This window comes from Bacillus sp. FJAT-27245 (assembly GCF_001273955.1).
Taxonomy (GTDB): domain Bacteria; phylum Bacillota; class Bacilli; order Bacillales; family Cytobacillaceae; genus Bacillus_D.
In genome coordinates this window covers 1,483,097-1,497,865 of sequence record NZ_LIGI01000001.1, presented here as the reverse complement: position 1 = coordinate 1,497,865, position 14,769 = coordinate 1,483,097, and the positions used below count along the sequence as shown (strand labels likewise).

The 14,769-nt window shown below is 45.8% G+C and carries 12 protein-coding genes; 2 read left to right on the top strand and 10 right to left on the bottom strand.

The genetic code is table 11. The features are described from left to right. Positions 1–58: 58 nt before the first annotated feature. Entirely contained in the window at positions 59–1,210 is a 1,152-nt protein-coding gene (locus tag ADU24_RS07165; RefSeq protein ID WP_053365983.1) for a DUF5667 domain-containing protein, read from the bottom strand. A gap of 330 nt (positions 1,211–1,540) precedes the next feature. After that, entirely contained in the window at positions 1,541–3,121 is a 1,581-nt protein-coding gene (locus ADU24_RS07160) for a peptide chain release factor 3 (RefSeq protein ID WP_053365982.1), read from the bottom strand. Between the two features lie 588 nt (positions 3,122–3,709). Here ADU24_RS07160 and ADU24_RS07155 point away from each other — a divergent pair. Together ADU24_RS07155 and ADU24_RS07150 are read left to right on the top strand one after the other, a co-directional pair. After that, a complete protein-coding gene (locus ADU24_RS07155; RefSeq protein WP_053368824.1) occupies positions 3,710–5,446 on the top strand; it encodes an AAA family ATPase in 1,737 nt (578 codons plus the stop codon). Between the two features lie 141 nt (positions 5,447–5,587). Further along, on the top strand, positions 5,588–6,004 hold the full coding sequence (locus ADU24_RS07150; RefSeq protein WP_231689580.1) for a YkvA family protein: 417 nt from the start codon (positions 5,588–5,590) through the stop codon (positions 6,002–6,004). 25 nt (positions 6,005–6,029) lie between these two features. On the opposite strand, the gene ADU24_RS07145 is transcribed toward ADU24_RS07150, so the two are convergent. The 8 genes from ADU24_RS07145 to cphA form a co-directional block, all read right to left on the bottom strand. Then, on the bottom strand, positions 6,030–6,614 hold the full coding sequence (locus tag ADU24_RS07145; RefSeq protein WP_231689579.1) for a cell wall hydrolase: 585 nt from the start codon (positions 6,612–6,614) through the stop codon (positions 6,030–6,032). Between the two features lie 222 nt (positions 6,615–6,836). Beyond that, positions 6,837–7,706 (bottom strand): carbohydrate ABC transporter permease, encoded by an 870-nt coding sequence (locus ADU24_RS07140; RefSeq protein ID WP_053365979.1) that lies wholly within the window; start codon positions 7,704–7,706, stop codon positions 6,837–6,839. Beyond that, the gene (locus tag ADU24_RS07135; protein ID WP_156324534.1) at positions 7,703–8,710 is read right to left on the bottom strand and encodes a carbohydrate ABC transporter permease; all 1,008 of its coding nucleotides are present in this window, start codon (positions 8,708–8,710) and stop codon (positions 7,703–7,705) included. Before ADU24_RS07135 ends, ADU24_RS07140 begins: the two co-directional genes overlap by 4 nt. Positions 8,711–8,971: 261 nt before the next feature. Continuing rightward, the gene (locus ADU24_RS07130; protein ID WP_053365978.1) at positions 8,972–10,264 is read right to left on the bottom strand and encodes an ABC transporter substrate-binding protein; all 1,293 of its coding nucleotides are present in this window, start codon (positions 10,262–10,264) and stop codon (positions 8,972–8,974) included. A 307-nt stretch (positions 10,265–10,571) separates the two neighbouring features. After that, entirely contained in the window at positions 10,572–10,709 is a 138-nt protein-coding gene (locus ADU24_RS22515) for a YjcZ family sporulation protein (protein ID WP_082306847.1), read from the bottom strand. An 18-nt stretch (positions 10,710–10,727) separates the two neighbouring features. Then, positions 10,728–10,835, bottom strand: a complete 108-nt coding sequence (locus ADU24_RS22510) for a YjcZ family sporulation protein (protein WP_082306846.1) — start codon at positions 10,833–10,835, stop codon at positions 10,728–10,730. 131 nt (positions 10,836–10,966) lie between these two features. Then, positions 10,967–11,998 (bottom strand): sporulation integral membrane protein YtvI, encoded by a 1,032-nt coding sequence (ytvI, locus tag ADU24_RS07125; RefSeq protein ID WP_053365977.1) that lies wholly within the window; start codon positions 11,996–11,998, stop codon positions 10,967–10,969. Between the two features lie 132 nt (positions 11,999–12,130). Next, entirely contained in the window at positions 12,131–14,767 is a 2,637-nt protein-coding gene (gene cphA, locus ADU24_RS07120) for a cyanophycin synthetase (protein ID WP_053365976.1), read from the bottom strand. Positions 14,768–14,769: the final 2 nt, after the last annotated feature.

The following is a 14,769-nucleotide window of genomic DNA, read 5'->3' as shown; positions in this document are numbered from 1 at the left end:
GCCCAAAAAGGACTATCTTTTCCATTGCTCCATGCTTATGACTAGCGCCTGGTCGGTCTTAGTTGCCATTCTTGCCTTTGTCGGCTGCTTTTCCGTTTTCTTCCTTTTCAACGTTTACCTGGGCTTTCGCCTCTACCTTGACAACTTTACCAGCTTGCTTCACTTCTTTTGCCTGCTGTTTAGCCTGAGTACGAACTTCCTTTGCTTCATGGTGCGCTTGCTTGCGAGTTTCTTTTGCTGATTGATTTGCCTGCTGGCGGATGTCTTTTGCTTTTTGTTTTGCTTCCTGTTTTACAGAGGATGCGGGCACTGCAGGAGTGGCTGGGACGGCTGGGACAGCTTTTACTGCAGGTCTTTCGGCAGTAGTCTCTTCCTTGGCAGTTACCTCAGCCTCAGCGGAAACTCCCTTTTCAGTCTCAATCGGCTTAGTGGTTTCATCTGTCATTTCTGTTTCTTCGGCTGTATTTCCAGCAGCCAGTTTATCTTCCTTCGTGGCTTCTTTTTCCGCCTTTTCAGCTATTTTGGCAAGCGTTTTATCAATATTTTTTTGCAGCGCAGCTCTCGCTGTCGGGTTTTTCACTTTTTCCAGCGCTGCTTTCAGTGCAATAATGTTATTGCGGACAAGATCTTCGCTTGATTCTGCCTTGTCTTCATCTTTTTCAACCGCTTTTTCTTCTTCCGCTAGCTGATCTTTTGCCATTTCACCGTCGGTTTCCGCTTGCTGCTCGGCGCTTTTAGCTTTTGGCTCGTCCGTTTTTTGCTCTTCTGCTTTAGTTTCTTCGGACTCTTGCTCAGCGGATGTTGTTTCTTCCGCTTTCGCATTGTACTCATTCAGGTATGCAATTCCGTCCTGAAGCGTTTTAACCGCTGCGTCTTCTTTTCCAGCATTGAAGAGCTCTTCTGCTTCGGCTAGCCTTTCAGCGGCATACCCTGCCAGAAGGTTTGCTTCCTTTTCTTTATCGAATGTAATTGCAAGCTTGATTTTCTCAAGGGCTATTTTAATAAAGTAGAAGAAATCGCCAGGTATCAATTCCGGTTTAGCCGTATCTTCCTGTACTTGGACAGTAGCTGCAGCTGAAGAATCAGCTTGCACCTTCTGGCCTTCAGTTAGTGTGTCCGCGGACGCAAATGTTGGAGAAAATGTAAATGTTCCTGCAAGGGCCATTGCCATTGCGGCTTTCCCCATTTTTTTCATTTCTATGTTTTTCATTGTTGTCACCTCTTGTAAGATTGAAGCGGCCGCTTTTCACTAAACCTTACGCAATAGCCATGCGCTTTTCTGAGGGTAAAAGAAAAATTATATTAATTTTAAAAAAACAGGGCCCTATACTTATTACAGTTTTCGGCTCTGTCCATATTAATCGGATATATGGAAAAGCTGTCTGATTGCGTGATTTGGCAAAACCTTTAATAATTTTGATTTAAAAGGAAGGAGCGTGCTTTCAGTCCATTATCGCAACCCCATTTGCTGGTAATCCGCACTCAATGGAAAAAGGCCGCAGCATAATGGGCTGCGGCCTTATAAAACCAGTAAAACATGTTAATCATGCATATCCATCGGATTGTAGAGCTTTACTTCAGGGTTTTTATCCTGGAACCATCTCAAGGCAAATTCATTTTCAAAAAGGAACACATATTTCCCAAACCTGTCCTTGACGAGCAGGCTGCGGGAATTAGAGAGATTTTCATTGACTGTTTCCCCTTCAACCCATCTCACTACCTTGGAACCGATTCGTTCCATTATGACATCCGAATTGTATTCGTTTTTCATTCGGTGTTCAAAAACCTCAAATTGAAGCTGCCCAACTGCTCCGAGCAAATACTCTTCCATCCTGGCTGTTTTGAATAGCTGGATTGCGCCTTCCTGGACTAACTGTTCGATCCCTTTATAGAATGACTTCTGCTTCATAACGTTTTTCGCTGATACTTTCACAAAAAGTTCCGGGGTAAACAGCGGCAGCCGTTCAAACTGGAACTGATCCTTGCCTCCAGTTATCGTATCGCCAATCTGGTACGTCCCAGTGTCATAAAGGCCGATAATATCCCCGCTAACAGCTTCTTCAACGGTATTCCGCTCCTCAGCCATAAAAGAGGTGGATTGTGAAAGTTTGATTTGCTTACCGATTCTTGGAACATTTACGCTCATCCCGCGCTCGAATTTTCCGGAACAAACCCTTACGAAAGCAATCCTGTCACGGTGGGCCGGATTCATGTTCGCCTGGATTTTAAAAACAAAGCCTGAAAAGGTTTCGGAAAGGGGATCAATTTCACCTTTTGATGAATTACGCGGCTTTGGCGGCGGAGCGAATTCCAGGTAGGATTCCAGGAAGGTCTGGACTCCGAACGTCGTAAGCGCGCTTCCGAAGAAGACTGGCGTTAAATTTCCAGCCGCAATGCGCTCAGGGGAAAAATCGTTCCCCGCCTCATTCAGAAGCAAAACTTCCTCAAGGGTTTGATCATATAATCCTGTTTTCTTGATAGGGTGGTCGCCTTCAATCTCACCGTCATCATTCAATGGAATGAAACGATCTTTTTCCTCAACCCGGAACTGCTCGATCCGGTTATGGTGCCTGTCATAAATCCCGAGGAATTCCTTCCCCATGCCAATCGGCCAATTCATCGGATACGATTCAATTCCAAGGACTTCCTCCAGCTCGGCCAGCAGTTCAAGCGGTGCTTTTCCCTGGCGGTCCAGCTTGTTCATGAACGTGAAAATCGGAATCCCCCGCATCCGGCAAACCTTGAACAACTTCATTGTCTGCTCCTCGATCCCTTTGGCGGAGTCGATAATCATGACGGCGCTGTCGACAGCCATCAGCGTCCTGTATGTGTCTTCACTGAAATCCTGGTGCCCCGGGGTATCAAGGATATTGACCCTGAAACCGTCGTAGTCGAATTGCATAACACTCGATGTAACGGAAATTCCGCGCTGTTTCTCGATTTCCATCCAGTCACTTGTCGCGAATTTGCCAGTCTTCTTGGCTTTAACGGTACCGGCGTCACGAATGGCGCCGCCAAAAAGGAGCAATTTCTCCGTCATTGTCGTCTTCCCTGCGTCCGGGTGGGAAATGATTGCAAAAGTCCTTCTTGAAAGGACTTCATCTTTAAAACTCTTGCCCATATTTAGATCCTCACTTTTGACAATTAGATTTTGTCCATAATTTCTATCTTATCCCTGTGCAATAAAGTTTGCAATCATGAATATTTTCCTATTATATAGGGTGATTAAAAAGTTGATACCCTGGTGGAACCTGCCAGTGTTTTCCCGGCAGGAGAAAAAGCAGTTGCATTCTCAAACAAGCCACGTGCCTTGCACTGCAATTTGCGAATGTTTAATACCCTCTGTCTAAAAAAACCGGTCGCTTATTTACCAAGGTTATAATCTTGTAATGCTTAAAAGGCATTTTATTATCATAGCTTAATAAAAACGCAAATATGGCAGAAATGTGTCCATATTAGGAGGGATACGGAAAAAAACATACCATCTTTACATTTGGAATTTCAGTCTGATTTATGCATCGAAAGTCCCTTCCCCACGAAGGCTGGATTATGTTTGGAGTGCTAAAATACTCATAAATTCACAAGTTGTTCAAACCCTACGCCGCTAATTTCCTGCAATTCCCATAGCGGATAATCCTCATTCCCTATTTATTACAAAAAGTATTTTCATATAATGGAGATAGACATAAAGGAGTTGAGCATAGTGGATATGAGTAAAAAGGCGTTAAATAAATTCATACCGCTGATTGCAGCAGTGATAATAGCAGCCGCGGGAATTACTTGGGCACTACAGTCTACGGCGAAAGAAACCGTTATTCCGTTCTCTTCGATGGAAAATAAGATTAAGGCGGAAAACGGTAAAATGGTCTCTCTTGAAGAACGGTCCGATGGCAGCCTGATACTAACAACAAGCGAGGGGAAATTCATGGCAAAAGTGCCTCCAAACAGCCAGATGGCAGATCAATTGGTTTCCAAATACAACGTTGATTATACATTTACGAACAACAGCAAGTACGGAAAGTGGATTATGGGCGGAGTGATTGTTTCATTGGCAGCCGCAGCGTATGCACTTCAAAAAGCAAAAGGCGGAAGCGGTATCGGTGTTTCAAACACAATGAAAAACAGCCTTTCAAAGGCACGTCCACTTCCGGAAATCTCACTTAAAGATGTAGGCGGACTGGGTGAAGAAATGAAAGAGGAAATCCTCCAGACGCTTTCCATTATAAAAGAACCGGAGCGCTCTTCAAAGCTCGGCATCAAGCCGCCAAAAGGAATCCTTTTATACGGGCCTCCAGGAACCGGTAAAACACTTCTCGCTCAAGCGATGGCAAAGGAACTTGGCGCTTCATTCTTTTCAACAAGCGGCTCAGCCTTCAACGAACTGTTCGTCGGAGTCGGAGCTTCAAGGGTGAGGAGCCTGTTCCAAAACGCGAGAAAGCAGACGCCTGCAGTTATCTTCATTGATGAAGTCGACGCCCTTGCCGGGAAAAGGAAAGCGCTTGGCGGCGAGGAATCAGAAAAGACACTTACCGAACTGCTTGTCCAGCTTGATGGCGGACATTCAAATGACGGGATTTTATTTGTTGCCGCAACAAACCGGAAAGACATGCTCGACGATGCGTTCCTCCGTCCGGGAAGAATCGACTTCTCGTTCCGGGTTCCGCTACCCGACACAAAAGGCCGCAGGGAAATCATTGAGATCCACACGAAAGGCAAAACACTTGCCGATAATGTTATGGCCTCACTTGATGACTTGGCCGAAAGCACATCCGGTTTTTCCGGCGCTGATTTGAGAATGCTTTTTGAAACAGCCAGCCGCAGGGCAGTCCGGAACGGCCAGGATATCATCACAAAGTTGGACCTTGACTATGCGCTAGATAGGACCATCCTCGGCAGCACATCCCGCGAGCTTCAGGATGCCGATACAAAACGGCGCGTGGCAATCCACGAAGCTGGCCACGCGATTGTCGCAGCAATCACAAAGCCTGGGTCTGTCCGGAAAGCGACGATCATTCCAAGGGGCGACGCACTCGGGTATGTCGCGCCAATTCCAAAAGAACTTCACCTGTCCACAACAAGCGACCTTCTTGACAGAATTGCCATGATTTTAGCGGGCGGGGTCGCCGAGAGGATGTTCCTTGGCGAGCATAGCATTGGAGTAAGCGGGGATGTGCAGCAGGCAAAGCATATTATTGAGCAAATGGTCGACACCGGAATGCTGCAGGACGGGTTCACCCTCACCTTCGTAAAAACCGAAAAGGAAGCGAAGATGCAGGAACTATTCCAGAACGGCCTTGAAAAGTCCGAACTGATTATCCGTTCAAACCGCCATGCTTATGAACAACTGGTCGAAGCCCTCCTGAAAAAAGAAACACTTGAAGGCTCGGAAGTCGAAGAAATTATCGCTTCCAGCAGAGCAGCAGAGGAAGATTTTATTTACGCATAATAAGAAGCCGGGTTCCTTATCATGGGTACCCGGTTTTCTTTTGTGCTATCGGACTTAATTACACAAAGAAGTTTAGCCGGTCCCATTCCGTGGAAAATGACCAAAAGCATATACCACTTCTAAACAGAAAGGATGCCTACTATGTTGAACGGCTTTGCAGGCTTCGGCAAAAAGTACAAGAAGGAAGCAGAAACGTATTATGATAATCCCCACAAGACCGACTCGCTCCTAAAGAGGGCATTTGGAAAAGCGGACAAAAACAAGAAATCGCTTGGCTTTTCTTGGAATAAACTTCAGCTTCTATTTGAATTGGCAAAGGCATGGGCAAAAGGGGAGTACAAGGATGTTTCCAAAGGAACAATCCTTGCTGTCATCGGGGCGATTATTTACTTTGTGTCACCGGTCGATATCATTCCTGATTTCCTTCTAGGTATTGGCCTTATTGATGATGCCGCTGTCCTGGCATTTACATGGAACCGGCTTTCAAAAGACCTTGAAAAATTCACTGCATGGAAAAACACGATTGATTTTCAGTACACAAAAAAACCCCTATCCTAAATGGATAAGGGGTTTTATGGCCATGCTAGCTTGTAAAAACATGCCTTCCTATTTTTGCAATGATTGCCCTTTTTCGAATCCATGTATCGGTTGCAATATCAGGATTATAGAAAAACAGCGCATTGGTTACCTTCTTATCTGTTCTGATGGCTTCCTCTACAGCCTTTTTCGCTTCATATCCTGCAGGCTTGTTGATTTCCCCATTAGAAACAGGCTGGAATTGCCTTTTTTGATAAATCACGCCTTTAACTGTATTTGGAAAGTTCCCGCTCTGTACCCTGTTCAGGACAACTTCTGCAACGGCTACTTTTCCTTTAAAAGGCTCTCCCTTCGCTTCGGCATGGACTAGCCGGGCAAGAAGCTCCTTCTCTTCATCGGATATTGCCGGCACTCGTTGTGCGGGTGGCAGTTGTTTTTTCTTTTGAAGCTTTGGGGCAGGTTTTGCCGCTGCGACCGCCTTTTTGGGCTTGAACAGCTTTTCGGCGGCAGGAATGCAATGTAAATCATTCTGTTTCTTTACTGACAGGCTGCCAGTCAATATATTAGGAAAGGCAAGCATTAGTGACATGGCCGGCATAAGAAGCATAACTGCGGGTTTCTGCATTCTCATCCCCTCCATCTCCCTTCTTTTTAACTCCCTATAAGGCTAACATTGCAGGAGGGCGAAACCAACCCCAAAATGTTGCCATGGAAAGAAAGACAACTTTTACCTAAAAGAAGGTTGGTACTTCCCCCTGCAGGGAGTGAATAGAGCAATTTTATATTTCATAAATGGGAAAACCCGGAGCAACCGGGTTTTCCGCACTTTCTGCGCTATGTTGGCAGTTAAACATTAACCCTTCGTCCCGGAAGAGATATTTGCACCTTCAATGAAGTAGCGCTGGAAGAAGAAGAACAATAGAACAACGGGCAGTAAAACCATTACAGACACGGACATTAAATAATGCCATTGCGTCTGGACGGTGCCCTTAAAGGTCTGCAGGCCAATCTGCAGTGTATAAAGCCGCTCGTCGTTAATGTAGAGAAGCGGGCCAAGCAGGTCATTCCAAGCGCCATTAAAAGAGAATATGGCCACTGCCATCAAGGCAGGCTTTGTAAGTGGAATCATGATATGCCACCAAATCTGAAGATGGTTGGCACCGTCAAGCACCGCCGCCTCGACGAGCGAATTCGGTATGGTCATCATGAACTGGCGGAGCAGGAAGATGAAGAACGCGCTTCCGAGGAATGCCGGAACAATCAATGGCAAATACGTATTTACCCAGCCAAGCTTGGAAAACAGAATATACTGTGGAACCATTGTCACGAATCCCGGAATCAGCATGGTGGACAGGACGATTACAAATAGAGCGTTGCGTCCCTTGAATCGGATTTTTGCGAAGGAATACGCAACAAGAGAATTGACAAGAACACTCCCGATCGTCCCCATGATTGCTATGAAAGCCGTATTCAGTGCCCATCGTGTAAATGGGGCGGTCTGCCACGCTTTAATATAATTATCGAACTTAAATTCCTTAGGAAAAAATGTCGGCGGATATTGTGCGATTTCAGCCGGGGTTTTCAGGGAAGTCGAGATCATCCACCAAAGCGGAGATAGGATGATCACACTCCCCGCTACGAGCAAAAGCGTAACCATCCACGCCTTGACCTTTTCCTTGAATTTTCTTTTTTCGTAAAATTTCGGAGCCGTATAGGCACTCATTTATTCTCGCCCCCTTCATAATGGACCCAGCGTTTCCCAAGCTTCAGGTTGAGAACCGTTAAAATCATGACAATGATAAAGAGGATCCAAGCCATTGCGGAGGCATAGCCCATATCGAATACCTTGAAAGCATTATTCCACATATGGAGATTATAGAATAACAGCGAATTGGCTGGCGCGCCGCTTCCATTTTCTGTCATGACGTAGGCTTCCTGGAAAATTTGGAAGGCTCCGATGGTGCTTGTGATAATATCAAAAAAGATAATCGGGGAAATCATTGGCATGGTGATGTAGAAGAATTTTTGAAGGCTGTTCGCCCCTTCAATATCGGCCGCTTCATACATTTCGCGTGAAACTCCCTGGAGGCTCGCCAGGTATAGAAGCATCCCGCCGCCAACTCCCCACATTTTCATCATGATTAATGCCGGCTTGGTCCATTCAGGATCGAACAGCCAGGCGGGACCGTCGATTCCGAACCAGCCGAGGAAAGTGTTTACGAGTCCTGTCGACGGGCTTAACAGTTGCATCCATAAAAAGTAAACTGCAACGCCGGACAAAATCGCCGGCAAGTAATAAATGGTCCGAAAAACTTTCATGCCGAAAATTTTCTGGTTTAAAAGCACCGCAATGAGAATAGCCCCCGCGGTCGTTAGCGGAACCGAAAAGATGACATAATAAAGTGTGTTCCATAGAGACGTCCAAAATAGGTCGTCTATCGTGAACATCCTGACAAAGTTATCGAAGCCGAGGAAGTTCATTTTCGACGTAATGTTATAATCCGTAAAACTCGCCACCAGCGAGAATAGAAGCGGTCCGAGCGTCAGACAGAGAAACCCAACAATCCAAGGGCTAATAAACAAATAGCCCCAAATATTGTCTTTCACCGCCCTCGATAACCCCTTTTTAGGGGACGTATTCCCGGATGCATCAACCTGAATGCCTTTTTGAACCGTAAGCTTGCTTTCTTCAGTCAGTGCAATGTTTGGAGATTGTGGCGGCTTCATTTTTTCTTCCCCCTTTTTCTTGTTGCATTGGAAATAAAATAGATCTTTCCGGATCACTCGAAACAAGTTATGTAATCCAGCTGCACAAGGAAAGCCGACGCAGGATAACAACGCACGAAGGAAAAGTGGTTTCCTTTTCCAAGGCGTGCCTGGCCCTTCTATAATCTAAGCCGTGTTGTGCTTCCGGATTTTGTTCTACGATTGAAAAGAGAAAGGACAGCGCCGCCATCCCTTCTCTCAAGGTAATAAAAAACGTATTGATTATTTCTTTATTTTCTTTACGTCCGATTCCGCTTTTTTCAATGCTTCTTCCGGGCTTAGCTTTCCGGTGAAGACCTTATCGATATTCGGATTGATCCTGTTCTGGTAATCAGGGTAATCGACAGGGACAGGATAGAGATTTGTTTCCTTCAAGTTATCAACCGTCATCTCATATACTTCCTTGGCTTGTCCATCAAGTGACTCGGAAACAGCTTCAGCGCCTTCAATATTGGCGACGTTATCGTAGTTCTTTTCTCCCCAGTATTTCTGCGCTTCCTTACCTGTCAAGTATTTAATGAATTCAACTGCCTCTTTCGGATGCTTGGAGCCTTTTGGAACTTCTACAACAAAGCCTCCGCCATCAGCCCAATGTTTGCTGTTTTCATCATATGCGGGAATTTTGGCGACCCCGAATTCCATGCCATTCCCATAATCACGGATTTGCGTATAGAAAGTACCTACATCAATAATCATCGCGACCTTGCCGGATATGAATGGGTTGGACTGCTCGCTTCCAAATTCAGCCTTGAATGCCTGAACATTCTTTTCGCCATAGCGCTTCTGCCATCCCAGCAGCCATTCCAGCGCCTCTACTTTTTTCGGTGTATTGATTTCCAGCTTTCCGTCATGGATGAAGCCTTTCCCACCATCGGCGCTTACCATCCAGGAGGCTGGGCCAACACTTCCCCATAATGGATAGAACCCGAATCGCTCATACTTATTGCCGTTTTTAATGTCTAGCTTATTCGCATATTCTTCCAGCTCCGCCCATGTTTGCGGAGGTTTGTTTGGATCCAGTCCAACTTCCCTGAATGCCTCTTTATTGTAAAATAGGAGCCGCGTGTCCGTATTGAACGGAACAGCATAAGGCTTTCCTTTATAGTCGACCATTTTCCATAGGTGAGGATAGAAATTGTCCTTGAACGACTCATCAAGGTATTTGCTAAGATCTTCTGCCTGGTTATTCTCGGCCCGTTGTGCAACTGAGTTAATGTCGTTTACAATCACATCAGCCGGATTCCCGGCAGCGACTGCCGCAAGGTTTTTCGTCCAAATGTCTCCCCATGGCAGGAATGTATGCTTAACTTCAATTTTATCCTGGGAGTCATTGAAATCTTTCACAATCTTTTCAATAATCGGCCTCCGTGTTTCTGAACCCCAAAACGTCCAGAAGTTGAGGACGACTTTGCCCTCTTTCTCTTTCGTGTCAGCCGAGCTTTTTTCCCCGCTGCACCCAGCTAGAATTCCTATTACCAAAAAAATACTTAAAAACCCAAGTAACCCCTTTTTCATATTCTCCTCCTATAATTTTTTTATGTATATTTTAGGCACTATAACTTTTTACCCAGGTTCTCAGGCTTTAAACCTTTTTTTGAGGAAATCGTTGTAAATTCGACATTTTTTAAAAGAAGATGATGAAAAGGCTCTAGCTTCTTTAAAGCTCGACCGAGAATTTGGGATTAGGTTCTTCTTGGGCAAGTGGGCCATATTTCATAACTTGATTTGAAACTGGCAGTCGTAATTATCCAATTGGCTCTCCGCGCGTCCCGGGCGCATACGAGAAAAGGCTGAACCACATGGGTCCAGCCTTCATTTCCAACTAGCATCTAAAGCATGCTGCGCCAACAATAATCAATAGGATAAACAGAACGACGATTAGGGCGAAACCGCCACATCCAAAACCGCCGCCATACCCGTAACCGCAGCCGCCAAATCCTCCATATCCGTATCCGAACATAATAGAACCTCCTCTAAATTAATAGAAACCTCCGTACCCCCAGGAAGCCCCGATGATAACCAACAGGATGAACAGTACTACTAGCAGGGCGAAACCTCCGCCGTATCCGTAAGCTCCTCCAGACATTAACATTACCTCCTTTAGTAAAGTCCATATATCCTATTCATCCGGGGGAAAATGTGCAATAGACTATGAGTACAATTTTAATAATTGGGCGCAGACGAAAAAAAGGAACCTTTTGCAAGGCTCCTTTTCCTCTAGATTTTAAAATTCATTTTGATAACATTCACCTTAATGAGCGCGTCGACAATGATGACAATGGCCGGCCCTGCAAACAGGCCAATAAAGCCGATAAGCTTGAACCCGATATAAAGGCTGGCAAGCGATGCGAGCGGTGAAATCCCAAGGCTGGTCGCATAAACTTTCGGCTCCACGGTCCGCCGGATGATCGTAATGGCGACGAACAGCACAATCAATCCAATACCAAGGAATTGTTTATCCTGGACAAGTGAAAGAACAGCCCACGGAACAAGGAAGGAGCCGGTACCTAGAATCGGAAGAATGTCGACAATCACAATCAGAACGGCAATCAGGGCGGCATATTTTACTTTTAAAAGAAGCAGCCCAACAAAAGCAAGGATATAGGTCATGAGGCTGAGGATGATCTGGGCTTTTATAAATCCGACCCCCGCTTTCGTCAACTGACTAAGGACAATTGATACCTTCTTCTTAGTCCCTTCGGTAAGATGCGATTTAATTGAAGCCTTGATTTCAGGGAGTTCAAGGCTGATTAAGAATAACGCAACAAGATATATAAGGAACTCAATCAGGAATCCTGGAATGGAGGTAAGAAAGCCAATTAAAACCTGGATGATTTCATGCAGAAACCGATCGAGGGAATTAACAGTGTTGTCAATGGTTTTCTCCACGGAAGTAATTACATCCGGTGGAAGCGTTTTTGAATAGGCTTTCCATTTTTTTATGAGCGGCTTAATTCCTGTTGAATATAAATCCTTGACAAATGTAGGCGTTTTTTCGGATAAATTGATGACCTGCTGAAAGAGGATAAGAAACAGGTTGTAGCCAATAACGAGGAGTCCCGTCAAGAAGGTTATAAAAGCAGCAATAACAGACTTGGCCCTGGTAAGTTTCAGCTTCCTTTGAAAATACCCAACCAGCCCCTCAAGGAGAACCGCCGTTACCAAAGCAAAAATCAGCGGCAGGCTGTATGGTATAAAAAAAATGAACAGCAGGATTACCGCTGTGAGGATGATCCACTTTTTCCACATTCTACTTCTCTCCCGGGAAATATTACTCGCATGATGAGCATTATTATCTAATTATACCGTGTATATCCATGCAAAGCGAAATATTTGTCGAAAAAATAAATTGGAGGGGCTCGAAACGCGCCCCCCCTTCCATTATATTATTTTTCTTGCCTGGACTTTTTTCCCGCCGTTAACAAGAGATAAAAACTCGTGTACGACAGAGTATTTTTCATAAAAGAATATTAGTGTGTCCCCTTCAGCCGATTGGTTCCAGGCCTCTTCATAAGCTTTCAGCTCCTCGGGGATAATTGAAACCTGTTTTCCGCTGTTTCCTTTTTCCTTTAGCGCAACAGCATGCATGATATTCGCTAACTCATACGGCGCCCTGCCCCTAAGGTCTTCGTCTTCGCGGATAATCATCCGGTCGGAATTTCGCATGGCGATTTTGGCCATCTCGCGGATTTCATGATCCAGCCTGTCTCCCGGGGAGGATATAACCGTAATGGCGGCTCCCGCTCTCATGTGGCGGACTGTATCAAAAAATGCATTAAGCCCGGCAATGTTATGCGCATAATCGACGATAATTTTCCGTCCAGCAATTTCATACATATTGAATCTTCCCTTGGATTGTGCACTATCCGGTTTGAAAGTCAACGCCTTTTCCTTTAACACTTCAAAAGGTACTCCCTGCGAGTATGCAGCAGCCAGTGCCTGTAGAAGGTTGGAAATGTTATGCCGCGCTTTTCCTTGAATTGTAATCGGAATATCTTTGGCCGGAAGAAGCCTTTTCGGGTTACCGCCTTCTATACAGCAAATCCAATTATCTTCATCGAGAATCCAGACTGTCCAGCCTTTTTCCGCTGCATCCCTAATATGGTGGTTTGTATAAAACAAACTTGTATAGACAACCTTCCCTCTTGTATGTTCCGCCATCTGGACAACTTCGGGGTCATCGGCATTCAAGATGCAATGGCCATTTTCCATGACAACTTCCGGAATCAGCCGTTTCAGCTTGACGAGCTGGCTGAATTCTTCAATCCCGTCAAGGCCGAGATGGTCTTCAGATACGTTTGTGACAATCCCTACGTCGCATTGCCTAAAAGCAAGCCCTTCGCGCAGGATGCCGCCCCTGGCAGTTTCAAGGACCGCAGCATCAACGTTAGGGTTTGAAAGAACTTTACGGGCGCTAATTGGCCCGCTGCAATCCCCTTCGTCAATGATTTGGTTCCCTATATAGACGCCATCGGAATTCGTCATGCCGACACTATAGCCTTCCCGTTCAAGGAAGTACTTGATCATCCTTGTCGTTGTCGTTTTCCCGTTTGTTCCTGTAACCGATATAATCGGAATTGCCGCGTCTTCCTTTGATTTGAAGAGGTAATCGACAATTGCTTTGCCAACATCACGTGGTTTCCCTTTCGCCGGATAGTGGTGCATCCTGATTCCCGGAGCTGCATTTACCTCGATGATAGCGGCTTTTTTCCTGTCAAGCGGAGCGGAGATGTTAGGGCATATGAAGTCSACCCCCGCCACATCCAATCCGATTGCTCTCGCTGCGGTCACCGCCATTTCCCTGATGGTCGGATGCACTTCATCCGTTACATCGACCGCTTGCCCGCCGGTTGAAAGGTTTGCATTACCTGCCACCTGGACAATTCTTCCCGGCTCTGGAATCGAATCAAGAGTCATGCCTGATTTTTCAAGGAAGCAGGTGACAGACGCATTCAGAGGGATTTTCGACATTGGTTTTTCATGGCCGTCTCCCCTGAGCGGATTTTTGTTTTCCTCCTCTATTAGAGCCCTTATGGAATCAATGCCATTCCCTATGACAAAAGGCGCGATTCGCATGCTAGCGGCAATGAGCTTGCCATCCACAATGAGGAGCCGGTAATCTTGCCCTTCATAATAACGTTCAACGATATAGTTCGTTTCCGGGGATTCCATGCTATGCAGGATGTTGAAAAGTTCTTCCCTGCTTTTAATATTCGTATAGACTCCGCGCCCTTGATTTCCCTTTAACGGCTTAATCACTAGCGGGAAACCGACCCGGTCCGCGGCTTCGAAAACTTTCTCCACGGTAGATGCCATCTCTCCTTCAGGAACAGAAACACCCGCTCCCGCCAGGATGGTTTTTGTCATGTGCTTGTCACAGGAGCTTTCGACAGCCATAAACGATGTCTGGCTGGTGATGGTAGCCTGGACGTATTTTTGCTTGGTGCCTGTGCCCAGCCTTAGTAGGCTATCCTCGCCCACCCTTTCAACCGGGATTCCTTTCGCGAAGGCCGCATTGTAAATTGCCTCGGTACTCGGCCCCAGCTTATGGGTGTAATAGAGATCTTCAATTTTTTCAATATACGGCTGTGCATCGACAGAATGCCCGCCTGCAATGATTTTTTCAACTATCTCTTTCGCCGCCTCGAACGCATATATGCCTGATTTTGGTTCGCGGTAATCGTAAGTCACGTAATAGATGCCTTTTTTGTTGCTCGTCAGGGTTTTGCCCCTCCGGACCTTTATTCCGGCGAGATACTGAAGTTCCAGCGCTATATGTTCAAGGATATGGCCCATCCATGTTCCTTCGCGCAGCCTCTCAACAAAACCTCCCGGGTAACCGAGCGAGCACGTGTGGTCCATCAGACTCGGAATCGATTCAAGCAAGGCTTCATTAAATCCCGGAAGCTCATTGGAAGGACTGAATTCCAATTCTTCCAAATCCAGCTCGATCCACATGGTCGGTTTGTAGCTAAAGTAGTTTGGCCCCTTTAAGTACCGCACGCGGTTTATCTTCATGG

Excerpts from the sequence above, each read along its gene's own strand:
- ADU24_RS07165 (WP_053365983.1), bottom strand. The coding sequence starts at position 1,210 with ATGAAAAACATAGAAATGAAAAAAATGGGGAAAGCCGCAATGGCAATG.
- ADU24_RS07160 (WP_053365982.1), bottom strand. The coding sequence starts at position 3,121 with ATGGGCAAGAGTTTTAAAGATGAAGTCCTTTCAAGAAGGACTTTTGCA.
- ADU24_RS07155 (WP_053368824.1), top strand. The coding sequence starts at position 3,710 with ATGAGTAAAAAGGCGTTAAATAAATTCATACCGCTGATTGCAGCAGTG.
- ADU24_RS07150 (WP_231689580.1), top strand. The coding sequence starts at position 5,588 with ATGTTGAACGGCTTTGCAGGCTTCGGCAAAAAGTACAAGAAGGAAGCA.
- ADU24_RS07145 (WP_231689579.1), bottom strand. The coding sequence starts at position 6,614 with ATGAGAATGCAGAAACCCGCAGTTATGCTTCTTATGCCGGCCATGTCA.
- ADU24_RS07140 (WP_053365979.1), bottom strand. The coding sequence starts at position 7,706 with ATGAGTGCCTATACGGCTCCGAAATTTTACGAAAAAAGAAAATTCAAG.
- ADU24_RS07135 (WP_156324534.1), bottom strand. The coding sequence starts at position 8,710 with ATGAAGCCGCCACAATCTCCAAACATTGCACTGACTGAAGAAAGCAAG.
- ADU24_RS07130 (WP_053365978.1), bottom strand. The coding sequence starts at position 10,264 with ATGAAAAAGGGGTTACTTGGGTTTTTAAGTATTTTTTTGGTAATAGGA.
- ADU24_RS22515 (WP_082306847.1), bottom strand. The coding sequence starts at position 10,709 with ATGTTCGGATACGGATATGGAGGATTTGGCGGCTGCGGTTACGGGTAT.
- ADU24_RS22510 (WP_082306846.1), bottom strand. The coding sequence starts at position 10,835 with ATGTCTGGAGGAGCTTACGGATACGGCGGAGGTTTCGCCCTGCTAGTA.
- ytvI (WP_053365977.1), bottom strand. The coding sequence starts at position 11,998 with ATGTGGAAAAAGTGGATCATCCTCACAGCGGTAATCCTGCTGTTCATT.